Genomic DNA, 15072 nt, shown 5'->3' with positions numbered 1-15072 from the left:
GATTTTATGAATATGTTCGTATTTCATTAATTCTTTAGTGAATGATGTGTTTTAAGGTTGAAGATATGCTCGAAGCAAAGGGACTCGGTTTTAGCGTAGGGGATAAGCAATTGCTCAAGACATTTGATGTGTCGTTTGAACAAGGAAAAATCTACGCTTTGGTTGGGCATAACGGCTCAGGGAAATCGACCTTATTAAAGTTGCTAGCGAAGCAACAGCACGCCACTTCAGGCGATATTTTCCTGAAAGATAAACCAGTCGCTAAATGGTCTGATAAGGACTTCGCACAACAAATTTCTTACTTACCTCAACATTTACCTGCAACCGACAGTTTATCCGGCAAAGACCTGGTGAGTTTTGGTCGCTACCCTTGGCACGGCCTATTAGGTCGACTTTCAAGTAAAGATAAGCAATACGTTGAAGAGGCGATGCAACTTACCGACACAACGCAATACGCTGATCGTTTGGTGGATACTTTATCGGGTGGTGAACGCCAGCGTGTGTGGCTTGCGATGCTGTTGGCTCAACGCACCAAATACCTTTTGCTGGATGAGCCTTTAGCAGCGCTCGATATTGGTCATCAGATTGAAATGCTGACATTGATTAAGCGCCTGAGTGAAACATTGGAAATTGGCGTGATCATTGTGATACACGACATCAATATGGCTGCACGTTTCTGCGACCACATTATTGCCTTACATAGTGGCGAGCTATTAGTCGAAGGTGAGGTTGATGAGGTGTTCAAAGAATCGACCTTGAAAGATATCTATGGTGTGCCTATGCACATTACTCAACACTCTGCGGGTTACCCAGTCGCGATGCCTGGTGATTTGGAGCCAGCATGATGCTTAAACAGTCTTTCCAATCAATATTACATCGCTCGCACGTCACTCGTAATCTTATTTCAATAGTCGTCATATCGAGCGTACTGGTATTTTCTCCACTTGCGGTAGCCAATCAAGATACATCTGGGTTGAATGATGGCGATCGACCTCGATTAGTTTCCATCGATTGGACTCACACTGAAACGCTTTTGGCGTTGGGCGTTACACCTATTGCTGTCGCGCAAATACCCGATTACAACTCGTGGGTAAAGTCTCCTCAAATTCCCCCAACTGTTGCGGATGTTGGCTTACGAACGCAACCAAACCTTGAACGTATTCATGAGCTCAAACCCGACAAGATATTACTCTCTCCAATGTTTTCAACGTTGGAGACTCAACTTAGCAAAATTGCCCCTGTTACGACCATTGGTTTGTACCGAAGTGGTGATGTTGATTGGTCAGCGCTAGAAACGGTTACTCGAAAGCTAGCAGAAGTCTCTGAGAAACAACCTCAAGCTGAAGTTTTGATTCAGAAAGCGAACACTGAAATGGATCGTTTAGGATCTCTGCTACCCAACAGTGCTCCTGCAATGTTGATGGTGCAATTCATGGACACTAATCACGTTCGCGTCTTTGGGGATAACAGCCTATACAAAGCCTCAGTAAACAAGATTGGCCTTGAATCAGCATGGAAAGAGCAAACCAACGCTTGGGGTTACAGTTTGGTTGGTGTCGATCAACTTATTGGCGTTAAAGGACAAATCGTGATTATTTCGCCAATGCCAGCAGGAACTAAAGAGAGCCTTAAAGTAAATCAGTTTTGGCAATACATTGTGAAAGAGTCGGGCTACCCCGCGTTACAAGTTCCAGCGGTGTGGAGCTTCGGTGCGATACCTTCTGCAACACGCTTTGCGCGCTTCATTGTCTCTGAATTGAACCAAGGAGACGTGCTATGAGAGTTCTCTCGTTAGGTGTTATGACTCTTTTATTGGTTTCTACACTGGTGTTAATAGGCCAACACCTATTTGTCTCTCAGTTCGGATTGAGCCGACTTTCTAGCTTGTGGGCCGCTGATTTCATTTCACCTGATTCAGTGAAACTGCATTTGGCTTGGTGGCCGAGGTTATTCACGACGTTGTTATCTGGCGCAGCGTTGGCAGTGGCGGGTGTCTTGATGCAACAGGTGCTCAGAAACCCTTTGGCTTCACCGTCTACGTTAGGTGTCGCGAGTGGCTCAAGCTTTGCTCTGATGCTAGCGACGCTTTACGCACCATGGTTATTAGAGTGGTCTTATTCGCTAGTGGCGCTTGTTGGTGGCGTAACTACGATTGGTTTGGTGTTTACGTTGTCATGGCGACGTGCTTTGTCTCCAACCGTCGTGATTGTGTCTGGCTTGGTCGTGAACCTCTATTTTGGCGCTGTGAGTACAGTCTTGTTAATGATGAACCAAGACAAACTGAGTGGCTTAATGATTTGGGGTTCTGGTTCATTGGTTCAAACCGGATGGGAAGATGTTCAGTACTTGGCTACACGCTTAGTGATTGCGACTCTCATGGCGTTTCTGTTCGTAAAACCATTGAGTTTGCTCCAATTATCAGAGCAGGGCGCTAAGAGTTTAGGTGTTTCGTTACCGGAATTGAGAGTCGCTTGTCTCGGTTTAGCGGTGTTGCTAACGGCTTGGGTCGTGAGTGCTGTGGGTGTTATCGGTTTTGTCGGTTTAGCCGCACCAGCGTTAGCACGCTTGATGGGTGTGCACCGTTTAGTGCCTAAGTTATTGGTATCTATGCTGTTAGGTGGCTTGTTGTTAAGCCTTACCGATCTGCTTATTCAACAGTTGCCGGGCATTATGTCTATGTTTGTCCCGACAGGGCTGCAACGGCTGCGTTAGGTGCTCCACTGTTGTTGTGGTTGCTGCCTAAGTTATCAATGAAAAGTCAGTCACAAACACAAACTGTATTAACGCGTAATAAGGAAGTAGCTTCTCGCTTAAACAAGCATTCAGTGGTATTGGCCAGCTTGTTTATTGCGATGTCGCTGGTCGTGTTTAGTTTGTTCTCTGTACAAACTGAAGGTTGGCGTTGGTTATTTCAAACTCAAGACTGGGCAATGCTCGAATGGCGTTTGCCTAGGTTAACGGCAGCGGCATTAGCGGGCAGCATGTTGGCAGTCGCTGGTACGATCGTTCAGCGTTTGAGTGGCAACCCAATGGCCAGCCCAGAAGTGATTGGTATCAGTTCTGGTACGGCATTAGGTTTGATTATCGCAATCTTTGCGGGCTTTGGAAGCAGCGTGGTTGGGCTTTATGTCGGTGGCTTTATTGGCGCGGTCTGTACTTTGGGCATCATTGTTGTGCTTAACCAAAAGTCGGGCTTCCAACCGGAAAGAGTACTACTAACAGGCGTTGCGATAACGGCACTGATGAACGCGGTGCAGAGTTTTGTATTGGCAGGTGGCGACCCTCGAAGTTATCAAGTTCTGGCTTGGTTGGCTGGTTCAACGTATTACGTCACCGAAGCAACACTCATTCCGTTACTGATATCTTCGGTTGTATTTATCTCGTTAGGCTTTCTCTGTACGCGATGGTTGGATGTGTTGCCATTAGGGCAGGCGAGTGCGCAATCTCTTGGTATCAATGTATCAAGATCTCGAATTCTATTGTTGGTACTGGTGGCATGTTTAACCGTGAGCGCAACACTGGTGGTGGGTCCATTAAGCTTTATTGGTTTGATGGCTCCACATATGGCGAGACTGTTTGGTTATAGCCGTGCGAAAGAGCACCTGATCTGTTCTTCGTTAATTGGTATGGCACTGATGTTGTTCTCTGATTGGCTTGGTAGACAGTGGCTGTACCCGCAAGAGATCCCGGCAGGCTTGGTGGCTTCGATTATCGGTGGCATGTATCTGATGTGGGGTTTGAGAAAGCTATAGCTTAGTTACTTACAGCCATTAGCAATAGCTCATTAACGAGTATTAGCCGAATGAGTTTCTAGAGAATAGGCTCAAGAGTAAAACATAGTAATCAGGTTGCTGCGTTGGGTTTATACGGGATTATTTTACTCTTTTAGTAATAATGATAATCACAATAATAACTAGTTGGTTATTTCAACGAAGAAGTTGAACGTATTCTAAAAATGGATACCGGCAATCTTATTGAGTTGAGTAAAGGGAATTTGGCTCAAGCGCACCAAGCACTAGAAAGTGTTGTCGCTTGAGTTTTTAAGAGCCTAGTTAGGTTCAAGAACAAATGATTTAAAAGTAAAAATCATTTGTTCTTTTTTGCAATTGGTTCATAGCCGTATTGAAGGAGAAATATATGAATCGGCACTTTATGCGCACCCCAACAGCACTTGCGGTCGCTTTAGTTATATCGTCAGGATTGGTTCAGGCAAAAGAGGATGAAACCGTTGTTGTTATTGGACAGCAACTTGAAGACAGCTCAGTAGGTCCTGATTTTAGTTACGTAGGATTAAGCAGTCGAACAGCAACAAAAACAGATGTTGCGATAGGTGAGACACCACGTGCAATTTCGATTGTGACTCGCGAACAGATGGACGATCGAGCATCGATCAGTATTGCCGATGCATTACAGTACACGCCAAGTATTCAAGCGAACTACTTCGGTGAAGACAACAAGCAAGATTGGTTTGTTATCCGAGGCTTTAAGCAAGCTAACAGTGGCTTGTATCAAGACGGAACGCGTTTGTATTCATCTGGTTTTTACAGTTGGCAAATCGACCCGTTTGGCTTGGAGCGAGTAGAAATCTTGCGTGGTCCAGGATCAGCGCTATACGGCCAAACTCCTCCGGGTGGTGTTATTAACGTAATCAGTAAGCGTCCACAGTTTGATGGTGGCTCGGGTAAGTTTGCTATCGAATACGGTACTGATGATCGAAAGCAAATTAGCTTAGATGTGAACTCTGAAGTTAACGATAAAATGGCGTTTCGCCTGCAAGCGCTTGGTCGTAAAAATGGTAGCCGTGTCGATGGTGTAGAAGCTGAACGCATTTTTATCGCTCCTTCTCTGGCTTACAAATTTACAGACGATACTAAAATTACGGTGCTAACTAGTTACCAAAAGGATGACTCTGACCCATACCTACAATTCTTACCGATGGAAGGGACGCTAACGTCAAATCCAAATGGAAAAATCAGTGATAGCCGGGCATTGGGAAATACAGATTGGGAGGCGTTTGAGCGTGAACAAATCTCGATAGGTTATGAATTTGAACATCACTTTAATGATCGTACTTATTTCATGCAAAACGTTCGTTACAGCCAAATGGACATAAACCTACGTCAAATGTATTACTCGCGGTATATTGGTGACACAGCTCTAGCACCTTACGATCCAACCCGTTCTTCTATTATCCGACAAGCATCGACGGAAGAGGGGACATCCGATGCGTTTAATATCGATAATCGTTTGATCCATAAATTTACAACGGGTTCGGTAGAACACACCTTGTTGACTGGTATTGATTACCAAAGCATCGATATTGATAGTAAAGATTACGCGGCTGATCCAATTATTGGTGACGGAAACCGTCTTCTACCTGTACCCGGTGTGGGAAATATTCCTAGCCCTATTTTTAACGTGTTCAATCCTTCATATAGCACAAATGTAGCTTTGTTGAATCCAACAACGTTTGCGCCACTTGATGAATCAGATCGTCAAACCACTAAAACGAAAAATAATCAATTAGGCCTCTATTTACAAGACCAAATGATGATTGCGGATAAGTGGGCAGTACAAATCGGTGTTCGTTACGACGATTCCCAAAACAAGACACATAACACGACTACTGGCGCCAAAACTAAGGTCGATAGCGAAGAGTGGACAACCAACTTCGGTGTTGCTTACTTGATGGATAGTGGTTTTACACCTTATGCGAGCTATGCTCAGTCGTTTAACCCCATTATTCAGCTTGACCAAAATGGTAATCCTGCGAAACCGGAACGTGGCGAGCAATATGAAGTGGGTTTGAAATATCAACCGCGTAGTTTTGACGGTTACTTCAACATTGCTGCGTTTGAAGTATCGAAAGAAAACTTAGCGCGTCAGGTTGCCGGTCAGCTAACGCAAATTGGTGAAGTTCGTAACCGGGGCCTTGAATTAGAAGCCGTTGCAAACGTGACTGAAGCATTAACTTTGATTGGTAACGTTTCATTCATCGATTCAGAAATAACAGAAGATGCTACAAGCAGCAATGTAGGAAATACGCCGTCACAAATTGCTGAGCAACTGGCTTCTGCTTGGGCAAACTATCGTTTCCTAAATGGTCCATTAGATGGCTTAACTATTGGTGCAGGTGCTCGTTATGTTGGTGATTCTTACGCCGACAACACTGAGACGAACAAAGTGTCTTCTTACACATTGTTTGACGCAACATTGAGCTATCGTATTGAAGACTATAAGTTCCAAGTTGCAGCGAAAAACTTAGCAGACAAAGAGTACGTTGCGACGTGTGATTACTATTGTTTCTACGGTGATCGTCGTAACGTCATTGCAAGTGTAACGTACGACTGGTAAGACTTACCAATAAGCACTCAGCTTGTGGGCTGGGTGCTTTTATTAAGTTCATCATTTTTCTTCTTATTAACAATGCATAACTCTGTTAAATTTTCGTTGAAACTCATGCCTATATCGCCTTTAAATCAAACAACTCGCTGTTGATTAAAACGATCTCTACGATTTATTGCACCAGTTGTTGAGCACCAAGCCTATATTGACTAGAATGACGCACTTTTTTTATTTACGTACATACAGGTAATGAACATGAGCGATACTAATTCAAGACCAGCTTTACCAGATCATCTTGCAGGTAACCCACGCAGCCCACACCACGTGGCTGAGTGTTTCGAATACCCAATCGGCATTCGTCTAAATGGTAAAGAGCGTACTGATGTTGAAGAATACTGCATCAGCGAAGGTTGGGTTAAGATCCCTTCTCCTAAAGCGCTAGACCGTTTTGGCCAGCCAATGCTTATTACTCTTAAAGGCACAGTAGAAGCTTTCTACATCGAAGATTAATCACTTCGTGTAACTCGATAATGTCGAGTACAAAACGCTGTTTATATAGAAGGGTCTAGAGAAATCTAGGTCCTTTTTGTTTGCGTATGATACCTTAAGTCGACTTTACCATGCGATACCTGCACCAATCGAAAACTCGACGTCTTCACCTTCTGCTTTATCAAAACCTGCGGTTACAACAAAGCCACTGTCCATAATATAGGTTGCATCTAAGCCACCGACTTGTTTGGTTGAGCTATCAGAGAACTCGCGGCTATCTAAAGTGACGTCCGTGTGGGTACGCTTGATCCCGTAACCTGGGGTGATGTACAAGTTTTCGGTGATACCAATAGGGGCGTGAAACTGATATTCGTTGTCGCGTTGTTTGTATTCGTATGATTCTTCATCTTCGTTATAAGCCGAGCGAGTAAACTCGATGCCATAACCGATGCTTCCCGGACCACGATATTTGATGTAAGAAGCAGACCAATCTCTCCACCCTCGTTCAGCTGATAGGCCAAATGTTATCGCAGTTTCTTCTTGGTTTTGTTCATTGGCTTGTGCGTTAGACATAGTGAACAGCAAGACAGCGGCTAATGTCAGAAGGGGGAACTTTTTGATGGTCATTGGATCTCTCGCTTATGTATACAAAATATCGGCGAATTCAAAGTACTGAATGCCAGTAAATTCGTAACCTAGTCCGGATCTTCCTTGAGCTTTTTAGTTATGTATTCTTGGTTGATGCTTGATCGGCATCCTCTTGGATTTGAGGATGCCTTTTTGATATGGGATTGGTGATAAGTATTACTTCAAAGTACGTAGCTTATTAACCTGCATTTTTGCTCGCACTTTGGTGGCTTGTGCTTGCGACGGCAAGTTGTCTTTAACCTTGTTTTTAATGTCTGCGACAGGGATGAAGTTCCACTGACCGTCGTGATACTTAACCACAAATGTTTCACGGTTCATTTCTTCACGGAACACCCAAACACCATCGTCGAGACGCTTAAAGTCACCAACTACATTGCCGTTCGTACCTCGAATAGTCCAAAAGGTATGTTCAGTATCAAGATAAGACTTCTGCTCACCTGAGATCATCTTGTCTCCAGAGTTAACTTTGACATAGTTATCACGAATGATGATTTCACCAACACGCTTATCATCCACGTAGATGCTGTATAGCGTTTCGTTATCATCAGAACGTTGTTTTACGGCGCTTATATGAGCTTCATCTGTGTCTTTATTAAAAAATGGTACATCACCGATATCTGGGATGTAGACGAAGCCTAGATCAGCTTGTTCAATGATATCAGCAATATTTTTTGAATCGTCTTTGCCGTATCCAGGGTCGATATTATCAAACCCATTGTCGACATCACTATCAGAGTCGCCGTTTCCAAAACCTGGGTCAATATTTTCGAAACCGTAATCACCATCAAATTGAGGTTGTGCCGGTTCAGAACCACCGCCAGATGAACAACCTGCTAAAACAGCAGTAAGAACGAGTGCGATAAGTGATTTGTTCATGATATTTCCTATCGTTATTTAATTTCGTAAAGGCAATGTGTGGCTAACCAATCCCACTAGTCGCTGGCCTAACGAACTTAACGCTGTAGGGCTGCTGCATTGCTTGAGGTTGTACGATACGTAAACATCGATGTTGGATAAATAAACTGAACAATAGATTTAACATCACGATTGGTTATGTGTTGTGACTTCGAAAGAATGCTGGTGGGTATGGATAGTGGGCGAAAACTGAGCGTGTAATCGTCTTGCAATGTGGATCTTGAGTGGCTTCAATAGTTCATTAACTGGACAACGTCATACTAATAAACAACAGAGGCAGGTATATCCTGCTTCTGTTTTAGTTGGTATCTATTCACAAACATTCCCATGCATATTCTTCTTTCTCAGCCCACATTTTGATATTCACTCGGTTTACAGCAATAACGCGACTTGATAGGTTACTCCCAATGCAGTCAGATGCTTAATCTATAAGTAGTTATCGGCTGAAGCTTATATTGAATTTGGAAAAATCATGGAAGAACGAAGCAAAGCTTATCTCGAGAGATACCTCAACACATTACCAACAGACGTTGCCTCGCAATACACCTCCTTTAGTGCTGACTATTACTGCGCCGACGAATACAACGCCAACCTCTGCGCACAGTTGATACTCAAAGGTGAGAAGCAAGCATCTTGTAGCCTTGAATATTGGTACAGCCATGAAGGAGAAACGATGCCTGTCGTGGGCCATTTGCAGGTCGTCACTGATTGGGATGGCAAACCAGTCTGCATTGTAGAGATTACCTCGGTGTCATTGTGCAAATACAACGAAGTGACGGCGGAGTTTGCTGCTGCAGAAGGCGAGGGCGATAAAACACTCGAATGGTGGCGAGAAGCTCACTGGAACTTCTTCTCTCGCGAATGTGAAGAACTCAATATAAACCCAAGTGAAGACATGATGTTGGTACTTGAGCGTTTCAAAGTGGTTCATCAATAGTGAAGTCCCAGCGAGTGATGTGTTGATTCGTTAGGCATGGCACTTAGGCTACTTTTGACTAACGCCAGAAGATTAACATTCACAAGGAGAGTGATGTGAAAATAGCGATATTGGATGACTACCAGAACGTCGTTAAAGACCTCGATTGCTTCAACAAACTCGAACAACACGATGTCACGGTATTTACCCAGACTTATTCAGAGCAAGAGCTCGCCATTAAGTTAGTCTCGTTTGAAGCCATTGTGCTCATTCGTGAAAGAACCGAGATCACCGAATCTTTGTTATCGCAGCTCCCAAACCTCAAGCTGATTAGCCAGACGGGCAAAGTAAGTAACCATATCGACCCGCAAATGTGCGAACGATTTGGTGTTACCGTGTTAGAAGGCCGAGGCTCGCCAGTCGCACCCTCTGAATTATGCTGGGCGTTGATTATGGCTGCATCGCGCCACATTCCTACTTACGCGTCAAACCTTAAGCAAAACCAGTGGCAAGATTCAGGCTCGTTAGGGTTAGGTCGAACTTTGAAGGGCTTGAAGCTTGGTATTTGGGGTTACGGAAAAATCGGAAAATGCATTGCACAATATGCCCAAGTATTTGGGATGTCTGTCGTAGTGTGGGGCAGCCAAGCTTCACGTGATCAAGCACAAGCGGATGGATTAGAAGCAGCAACAACTAAACAAGACTTCTTTCGAGAAGTTGATGTGCTTTCTTTGCATTTGCGTTTGAATGATGTCACCAGAGGATGTGTTACGGCACGCGACCTTAGCTTGATGAAGCCGAACTCACTGTTTGTGAACATCAGCCGTGCCGAGTTAGTCGAACCGATGGCTCTCTATCATGAACTACGTGAGATACCGACCAAAACAGCCGCTATTGATGTGTTCGATTGTGAGCCAGTAACTACAGACATCGAACCGCTATTGTCCTTAGCAAATGTCACTGCGACACCGCATTTGGGCTATGTTGAACAAAATAGCTACGAACTCTACTTCGATATCGCTTTCGACAACATTCTGTCCTATCAAAGAGATGGCCTATAAAGGTGCGATGACTAATGCAGGAGGCAAGATGACAAAGCTAATCGAATTAACAGAAATAGTCTTATTCGACTGGGGCAATACGCTGATGGTCGATTTCCCAGACGCACAAGGGAAGATGTGTGACTGGGAAACCGTACAAGAAGTGAGTGGTGCTCGCGCATTACTTGCTGATCTATCGAAAACTCAACAAGTTTATGTTGCCACCAACGCTGGTGATTCCAGTAAAGACGACATCATTCGAGCCTTTGAGCGTGTTGGCCTTTCTCAATATATATTGGGTTACTTTTGTAAGGCGAGCATTGGCTTTTCTAAGTTCGATTCGGACTTTTATCCTGCCATCATTTCCAAACTCGGTGTAGCACCACAAGATATCACCATGGTGGGTGACACCTTAGACAAAGACATTTACCCAGCACTTGAAGCGGGTTTGAAAGCGGTGTGGTTGAACACGGAGGGCGCTGATCTTAAGTCAGGGCATCCGAATGTCATGCAAGTTCAATCCCTAAGCGAACTGTTGGAGAAGTACCATGGATGATCACTCTGAGATCTGGCGTCAGTATTACCAAAAGGCACTAAGCAAACCTCATTTAAAGAGAACTGAGTACGCAATTAAACTGAATGAGTCAGGCTTAAATGTTGCGATTGATTGTGGTTGTGGAACAGGTAGTGACATCGCCTTTTTAGAACAGCAAGCGTATCAAGTGTATGGCTTCGACGTTAATCCTGATTCGATTGCACTATGTCGGGATCGTTTTGGTCGCAAATCTTTGGTCGAGATATCTGAAAGTGGATTTGAACACTATGATTACCCGAAATCTGGCGTAGTGATTGCCAATTCGAGTCTGTTTTTTGCTGACCCAACGCGTTTTGACGGGGTTTGGCACAATATTGAAAACTGTCTTGAAGTAGGTGGCGTATTTGCAGGTGATTTCATGGGCGTCGATGACAGTTGGGCACATGGCTATCGAACCCCAACAACGCCGTTAACGAAAGCCAAAGTACTCAGCTTATTCAACGACTTTGAGATAGTACGATTCCATGAGCGAGACGAACAAGCACTCACGTCGCTGGGTAGGGTGAAGCATTGGCACACTTACTCGGTCGTTGCGATTAAGCGCCGTTAAAATGTCAGTAACTAAAACTCGTTCGGATGCTTGTCCGTTTTGACGCCAACGTCTCATCTCTTTGCTGTCTAATCCTCTAAGCTAAGTCTAGTTTCCACTATGAGGGCTAGGCTATGAGTATCGAACGTCACGGAATATCGGTTGGAATTGAACGTGTTAGCGGTGAAACCATCGTTGTGTTTAAAGCGAAAGGCAAACTCACACACGATGACTATCAAGCAATGATGCCAATTCTGAATACCACGCTAGAAGAACTCGATTCATCTAAACTCAAGATGCTGGTCGATATCTCTACCTTAACGGGTTGGGAGTTACGTGCTGCTTGGGATGATTTCAAACTGGGATTAGAGCTCAATTCGAAGATAGACAAAATTGCGATTTATGGTGATAAAAGCTGGCAAGAATTCGCTTCAAAAGTAGGGAGTTGGTTTGTGTCTGGTGAGATTAAGTCATTCGAAGACCACGACTCTGCGCTTAAGTGGTTGGTCGATTGATAATATTCGCGAACAGCTAACGAACAATCAGTAAACATTGCCAATGACAGTTGACGAGCATTGTCTCGAACGCTGTCATTTTTCGGTTTGGCGATGATATTTCCTATTCGATTCAATAGAGTATATTCATTGCAGCGTGTAACATACCCAGGCTGTGTTTGGTCGCGACTAATGGTGTGGCTAGATTCAGTAATAACGAGAACTAAAACAGAAATAAGGTCTAACGACATGCATAAGGTAATTGATAAGCTGGCTTGGATATTCATCAAAGACGGCAAGCTGTTGATGGTGAGATCAAAAGGCAAAGAACTGTTCTATCTACCGGGTGGTAAGCGTGAAGCTGGCGAAAGTGATGAGCAAGCACTGGTTCGCGAAATCAAAGAAGAGATCTCAGTTGATTTAGTGCCTGATTCCATCAAATACGTCGAGACGTTTTCAGGCCAAGCTGATGGCAAAGCGGAAGGCGTATCAGTGAAATTGACTTGCTATCTTGCTGATTATACGGGTGAACTGTCTCCAGATGCCGAAATCGAAGAACTTAAGTTTGTTGATGGCAACGACAGAGCGGTATGTTCATTGGCAGCACTGGTTGCGCAGAAGCGAACCAGTATTTGGCTTAAGGTTTTAGCGGCTATCAGCTAATGCTGAAGATTGATCTTCAAAAGATCATCGTTTACGAATAGCTTGAAGGGCGGCTGTCTTTCATCAACAAGTCGAGTTTCCTTTGAGCTTTCTTCGTGTCTTGTAAATCCACCACCTCAATCATTTCACACTCATCTCGTACCATCTCATTGATTAGGCTTGGGTAGTGTCTGCAATCTTCTGGACGGTCTAAGTAAATGCTACATGTGTACTTGGCTTGAGCCTTGGTGTCTTTCGTCGGAACCAGTTCCAGAAAAGGGCAGCGAGTTAAACGTTCGCCAGATTCAGGGTCAAACCAAATCTCGCTTCCTCGAACATATTCAAAGATGTCTGGGTTGAACAGCTCCCACAAATCGATCTCTTCTTGAGTCGCGGCAAGGTCGCCATCTCCGTATTTGATACAGCATTTTCCGCATTGATTACAATCTTTCATTATCGACTTCATCGGTTGGTGAGCTTTTATCATTTTACCACTGATAGGCGTGGCACGTTGACTTTGTTGTTCATGGTTAAGCCGTTACGGGGTGGGAACATGGAATAGCGGCACTTAAAATCAACTTATCTATGCACCACCACTCCAACCAAAGATGTAAACAGTGATACAATTTGCGTCTCTCACGTTATTCAAGCAAAGGCATCAAAATGAGAACCGTATATACCACCGAAGGCAACATTAACGCAAAGAAACAAAAAGAGGCTTACCCAAAGCTGGCGCTATGTGATAATTGCGTTCGAGACTATGTGGTGATTGCTCAAGGCGAACGTACTTATAAGCCATGCGCAAAATGTGGTGCTGACGATTAATGCGTCTTGATAAATATCTATGTAAAAGCACTGACCTAACCAAGCCTGAAGCGATTGAACGCATCCATAATGGCGAGGTGAACGTAAACTGTGAAACAGTCACCGATGAATCGACTCAGGTTCATGAAAGCAACACCATCTTGTTAAATGGCACGCCGCTTAAGTTGCGTGAATTTCGATACCTCTTAATGCACAAGCCTGCGGGTACTATCTGCTCTAATATCGATGAAGTTTATCCTTCATTGTTTAACTACATCGAGATAGACAAAGCATCAGAGCTGCACATAGCAGGGCGCTTAGATGCCGACACTACAGGCTTAGTCTTGATTACCGATGATGGGCGCTGGTCATTCAACATCACGTTGCCAACCAAGTCATGTAAGAAAGTCTATCGCGTGACATTGTCACGCGATATCAAAGACGATGTCGCTGATAAGTTCAAAGCGGGCATTCAATTGCAGGGCGAACAAAAACCGACGCGTCCGGCAGAGCTCGAGGTGATTACCAGTAAAGAAGTGCTGTTGACCATTACAGAAGGCAAGTTTCATCAAGTAAAACGAATGTTTGCTGCGGTCGGGAATCGAGTTGTTGGCCTACACCGTGAACAGGTTGGTGACGTTCGTTTGGATGTTGAAGCAGGCCAGTGGCGTTATCTAACTAAAGCCGAAGTTGACTCATTTCAGCAAGACTCTGAATAAGAGCTCTGAATAAACGCCGTAACCACTTAAAGCGTTAAGCGTGTCAGCACCAGAACATCAATACTATAAGGATATAGGATGGAAAACCTAAAAGTCTCAGAAATTAAGTCTTTTGTACCCGCGAGAGACTTCGATTTATCTAAACGTTTTTACCAGTCAATCGGCTTCGAAGTGATGTCTGAGTTTCACGATATCGCCTATCTACGACACGGCAGTTGTGCCTTCCTTCTGCAAAACTTTTATGAACCTGCGCACTGTCACAATTACATGATGCACTTGCTGGTTGAAGACGTAAAAAGTTGGTATCAACACATCCAAAACTCTAATGTAGTGTCGGAATTTGAAGTTACCGTTTCCGAGGTTGTTGAACAGCCATGGGGAATGCTTGAGTTTTGTATCACTGACCCAAGTGGTGTGCTGTGGCGTGTGGCTGAAAACATTAGGCCGCGTTAATTCATCCAACTTGCATTAAGGCCAGTGAAAACTTCAAATTATCCATCTGTTTCTTTATTTATGCCGACGTAAGGCAATGATCAAATAGGTTCAAACATGGATATAAAGGCTAAAATGCACAGCCAAGACGTTTACTACTGTGACGACGTGGATTTGGTTGCTGAGCAAACTCAATGCTTAGAAGTGCTATACGATTTTAATCACACTCGCCCGATAAACGACAACAAATCATGAAGCAGCTATTCGCCGAAGTCGGTGAGGGCTGCTACATTGAACCACCATTACATGCGAACTGGGGGCGTCACACGCACCTAGGCAACAACGTATACGTGAACTTCAATCTAACTCTGGTCGACGACACAGACATATTCATCGGCGACAACGTGATGATTGCGCCTAACGTGACCATTGCCACTGGCACACATCCCATTGATCTGCTCCAGTCAGACTGGACACTTAGCTAAGCGACATTTCGCTTTTCAA

The 15072-nt window shown here is 44.2% G+C and carries 16 protein-coding genes and 2 pseudogenes; 15 read left to right on the top strand and 3 right to left on the bottom strand.

Translation table 11 applies throughout. The annotated features are described in order from the left end of the window. Positions 1–65: 65 nt before the first annotated feature. From ACED28_RS13550 to ACED28_RS13530, 5 genes and pseudogenes are all read left to right on the top strand, one after another. Positions 66–845, top strand: a complete 780-nt coding sequence (locus ACED28_RS13550) for an ABC transporter ATP-binding protein (protein WP_029225360.1) — start codon at positions 66–68, stop codon at positions 843–845. After that, positions 842–1780, top strand: a complete 939-nt coding sequence (locus ACED28_RS13545) for an ABC transporter substrate-binding protein (RefSeq protein ID WP_371710051.1) — start codon at positions 842–844, stop codon at positions 1778–1780. The genes ACED28_RS13550 and ACED28_RS13545 overlap by 4 nt, the downstream gene beginning before the upstream one ends. After that, positions 1777–3752 (top strand): annotated as a pseudogene (gene fhuB / locus ACED28_RS13540) (Fe(3+)-hydroxamate ABC transporter permease FhuB). Before ACED28_RS13545 ends, fhuB begins: the two are co-directional and overlap by 4 nt. A gap of 400 nt (positions 3753–4152) precedes the next feature. Continuing rightward, positions 4153–6354: a TonB-dependent siderophore receptor gene (locus ACED28_RS13535; RefSeq protein ID WP_371710078.1), complete on the top strand. Its 2202-nt coding sequence runs from the start codon at positions 4153–4155 to the stop codon at positions 6352–6354. Positions 6355–6600: 246 nt separating this feature from the next. Next, positions 6601–6855, top strand: coding sequence for a DUF3297 family protein (locus tag ACED28_RS13530; protein ID WP_029223190.1), 255 nt, complete (start codon positions 6601–6603; stop codon positions 6853–6855). Between the two features lie 105 nt (positions 6856–6960). On the opposite strand, the gene ACED28_RS13525 is transcribed toward ACED28_RS13530, so the two are convergent. Both ACED28_RS13525 and ACED28_RS13520 read right to left on the bottom strand, forming a co-directional pair. Beyond that, a complete protein-coding gene (locus ACED28_RS13525) occupies positions 6961–7461 on the bottom strand; it encodes a hypothetical protein (protein WP_012604047.1) in 501 nt (166 codons plus the stop codon). A gap of 177 nt (positions 7462–7638) precedes the next feature. Beyond that, positions 7639–8358 (bottom strand): membrane lipoprotein lipid attachment site-containing protein, encoded by a 720-nt coding sequence (locus ACED28_RS13520; RefSeq protein WP_371710050.1) that lies wholly within the window; start codon positions 8356–8358, stop codon positions 7639–7641. 511 nt (positions 8359–8869) lie between these two features. Here ACED28_RS13520 and ACED28_RS13515 point away from each other — a divergent pair. The 6 genes from ACED28_RS13515 (at position 8870) to ACED28_RS13490 (ending at position 12634) form a co-directional block, all read left to right on the top strand. Further along, positions 8870–9334, top strand: coding sequence for an ASCH domain-containing protein (locus ACED28_RS13515; RefSeq protein WP_371710049.1), 465 nt, complete (start codon positions 8870–8872; stop codon positions 9332–9334). Positions 9335–9429: 95 nt separating this feature from the next. After that, on the top strand, positions 9430–10374 hold the full coding sequence (locus tag ACED28_RS13510; RefSeq protein ID WP_371710048.1) for a D-2-hydroxyacid dehydrogenase family protein: 945 nt from the start codon (positions 9430–9432) through the stop codon (positions 10372–10374). A gap of 28 nt (positions 10375–10402) precedes the next feature. Continuing rightward, positions 10403–10909, top strand: coding sequence for an HAD family hydrolase (locus ACED28_RS13505; protein WP_371710047.1), 507 nt, complete (start codon positions 10403–10405; stop codon positions 10907–10909). Next, positions 10902–11498 (top strand): class I SAM-dependent methyltransferase, encoded by a 597-nt coding sequence (locus tag ACED28_RS13500; RefSeq protein WP_371710046.1) that lies wholly within the window; start codon positions 10902–10904, stop codon positions 11496–11498. Before ACED28_RS13505 ends, ACED28_RS13500 begins: the two co-directional genes overlap by 8 nt. A gap of 113 nt (positions 11499–11611) precedes the next feature. After that, positions 11612–11992 carry an STAS/SEC14 domain-containing protein gene (locus ACED28_RS13495; RefSeq protein ID WP_017057365.1) on the top strand — a complete coding sequence of 127 codons (381 nt, stop codon included), beginning with the start codon at positions 11612–11614 and terminating at the stop codon, positions 11990–11992. 228 nt (positions 11993–12220) lie between these two features. Then, positions 12221–12634 (top strand): NUDIX domain-containing protein, encoded by a 414-nt coding sequence (locus tag ACED28_RS13490; RefSeq protein WP_371710045.1) that lies wholly within the window; start codon positions 12221–12223, stop codon positions 12632–12634. A gap of 31 nt (positions 12635–12665) precedes the next feature. On the opposite strand, the gene ACED28_RS13485 is transcribed toward ACED28_RS13490, so the two are convergent. Beyond that, entirely contained in the window at positions 12666–13067 is a 402-nt protein-coding gene (locus ACED28_RS13485) for a YkgJ family cysteine cluster protein (protein ID WP_017065706.1), read from the bottom strand. A gap of 209 nt (positions 13068–13276) precedes the next feature. Here ACED28_RS13485 and ACED28_RS13480 point away from each other — a divergent pair, with 209 nt between their 5' ends. From ACED28_RS13480 to ACED28_RS13465, 4 genes and pseudogenes are all read left to right on the top strand, one after another. Continuing rightward, positions 13277–13438 carry a hypothetical protein gene (locus tag ACED28_RS13480; RefSeq protein ID WP_371710044.1) on the top strand — a complete coding sequence of 54 codons (162 nt, stop codon included), beginning with the start codon at positions 13277–13279 and terminating at the stop codon, positions 13436–13438. After that, positions 13438–14136, top strand: a complete 699-nt coding sequence (locus ACED28_RS13475) for a pseudouridine synthase (RefSeq protein ID WP_371710043.1) — start codon at positions 13438–13440, stop codon at positions 14134–14136. Before ACED28_RS13480 ends, ACED28_RS13475 begins: the two co-directional genes overlap by 1 nt. 78 nt (positions 14137–14214) lie before the next feature. Next, the gene (locus tag ACED28_RS13470) at positions 14215–14589 is read left to right on the top strand and encodes a VOC family protein (protein WP_048611985.1); all 375 of its coding nucleotides are present in this window, start codon (positions 14215–14217) and stop codon (positions 14587–14589) included. A gap of 96 nt (positions 14590–14685) precedes the next feature. Beyond that, a pseudogene (locus ACED28_RS13465) lies at positions 14686–15023 on the top strand (maltose acetyltransferase domain-containing protein); the annotation flags it as partial. Between the last annotated feature and the right edge of the window lie 49 nt (positions 15024–15072).

Origin of the sequence: Vibrio sp. 1F253 (genome assembly GCF_041439295.1) — a bacterium.
In the GTDB taxonomy this organism is placed as follows: Bacteria; Pseudomonadota; Gammaproteobacteria; order Enterobacterales; family Vibrionaceae; genus Vibrio; species Vibrio tasmaniensis_A.
This window is presented reverse-complemented; position numbering and strand designations above follow the sequence as displayed.

Coding starts and splice junctions, on each gene's coding strand:
- ACED28_RS13550 (WP_029225360.1), top strand. CDS start 66: ATGCTCGAAGCAAAGGGACTCGGTTTTAGCGTAGGGGATAAGCAATTG.
- ACED28_RS13545 (WP_371710051.1), top strand. CDS start 842: ATGATGCTTAAACAGTCTTTCCAATCAATATTACATCGCTCGCACGTC.
- ACED28_RS13535 (WP_371710078.1), top strand. CDS start 4,153: ATGCGCACCCCAACAGCACTTGCGGTCGCTTTAGTTATATCGTCAGGA.
- ACED28_RS13530 (WP_029223190.1), top strand. CDS start 6,601: ATGAGCGATACTAATTCAAGACCAGCTTTACCAGATCATCTTGCAGGT.
- ACED28_RS13525 (WP_012604047.1), bottom strand. CDS start 7,461: ATGACCATCAAAAAGTTCCCCCTTCTGACATTAGCCGCTGTCTTGCTG.
- ACED28_RS13520 (WP_371710050.1), bottom strand. CDS start 8,358: ATGAACAAATCACTTATCGCACTCGTTCTTACTGCTGTTTTAGCAGGT.
- ACED28_RS13515 (WP_371710049.1), top strand. CDS start 8,870: ATGGAAGAACGAAGCAAAGCTTATCTCGAGAGATACCTCAACACATTA.
- ACED28_RS13505 (WP_371710047.1), top strand. CDS start 10,403: ATGACAAAGCTAATCGAATTAACAGAAATAGTCTTATTCGACTGGGGC.
- ACED28_RS13500 (WP_371710046.1), top strand. CDS start 10,902: ATGGATGATCACTCTGAGATCTGGCGTCAGTATTACCAAAAGGCACTA.
- ACED28_RS13495 (WP_017057365.1), top strand. CDS start 11,612: ATGAGTATCGAACGTCACGGAATATCGGTTGGAATTGAACGTGTTAGC.
- ACED28_RS13490 (WP_371710045.1), top strand. CDS start 12,221: ATGCATAAGGTAATTGATAAGCTGGCTTGGATATTCATCAAAGACGGC.
- ACED28_RS13485 (WP_017065706.1), bottom strand. CDS start 13,067: ATGAAAGATTGTAATCAATGCGGAAAATGCTGTATCAAATACGGAGAT.
- ACED28_RS13480 (WP_371710044.1), top strand. CDS start 13,277: ATGAGAACCGTATATACCACCGAAGGCAACATTAACGCAAAGAAACAA.
- ACED28_RS13475 (WP_371710043.1), top strand. CDS start 13,438: ATGCGTCTTGATAAATATCTATGTAAAAGCACTGACCTAACCAAGCCT.
- ACED28_RS13470 (WP_048611985.1), top strand. CDS start 14,215: ATGGAAAACCTAAAAGTCTCAGAAATTAAGTCTTTTGTACCCGCGAGA.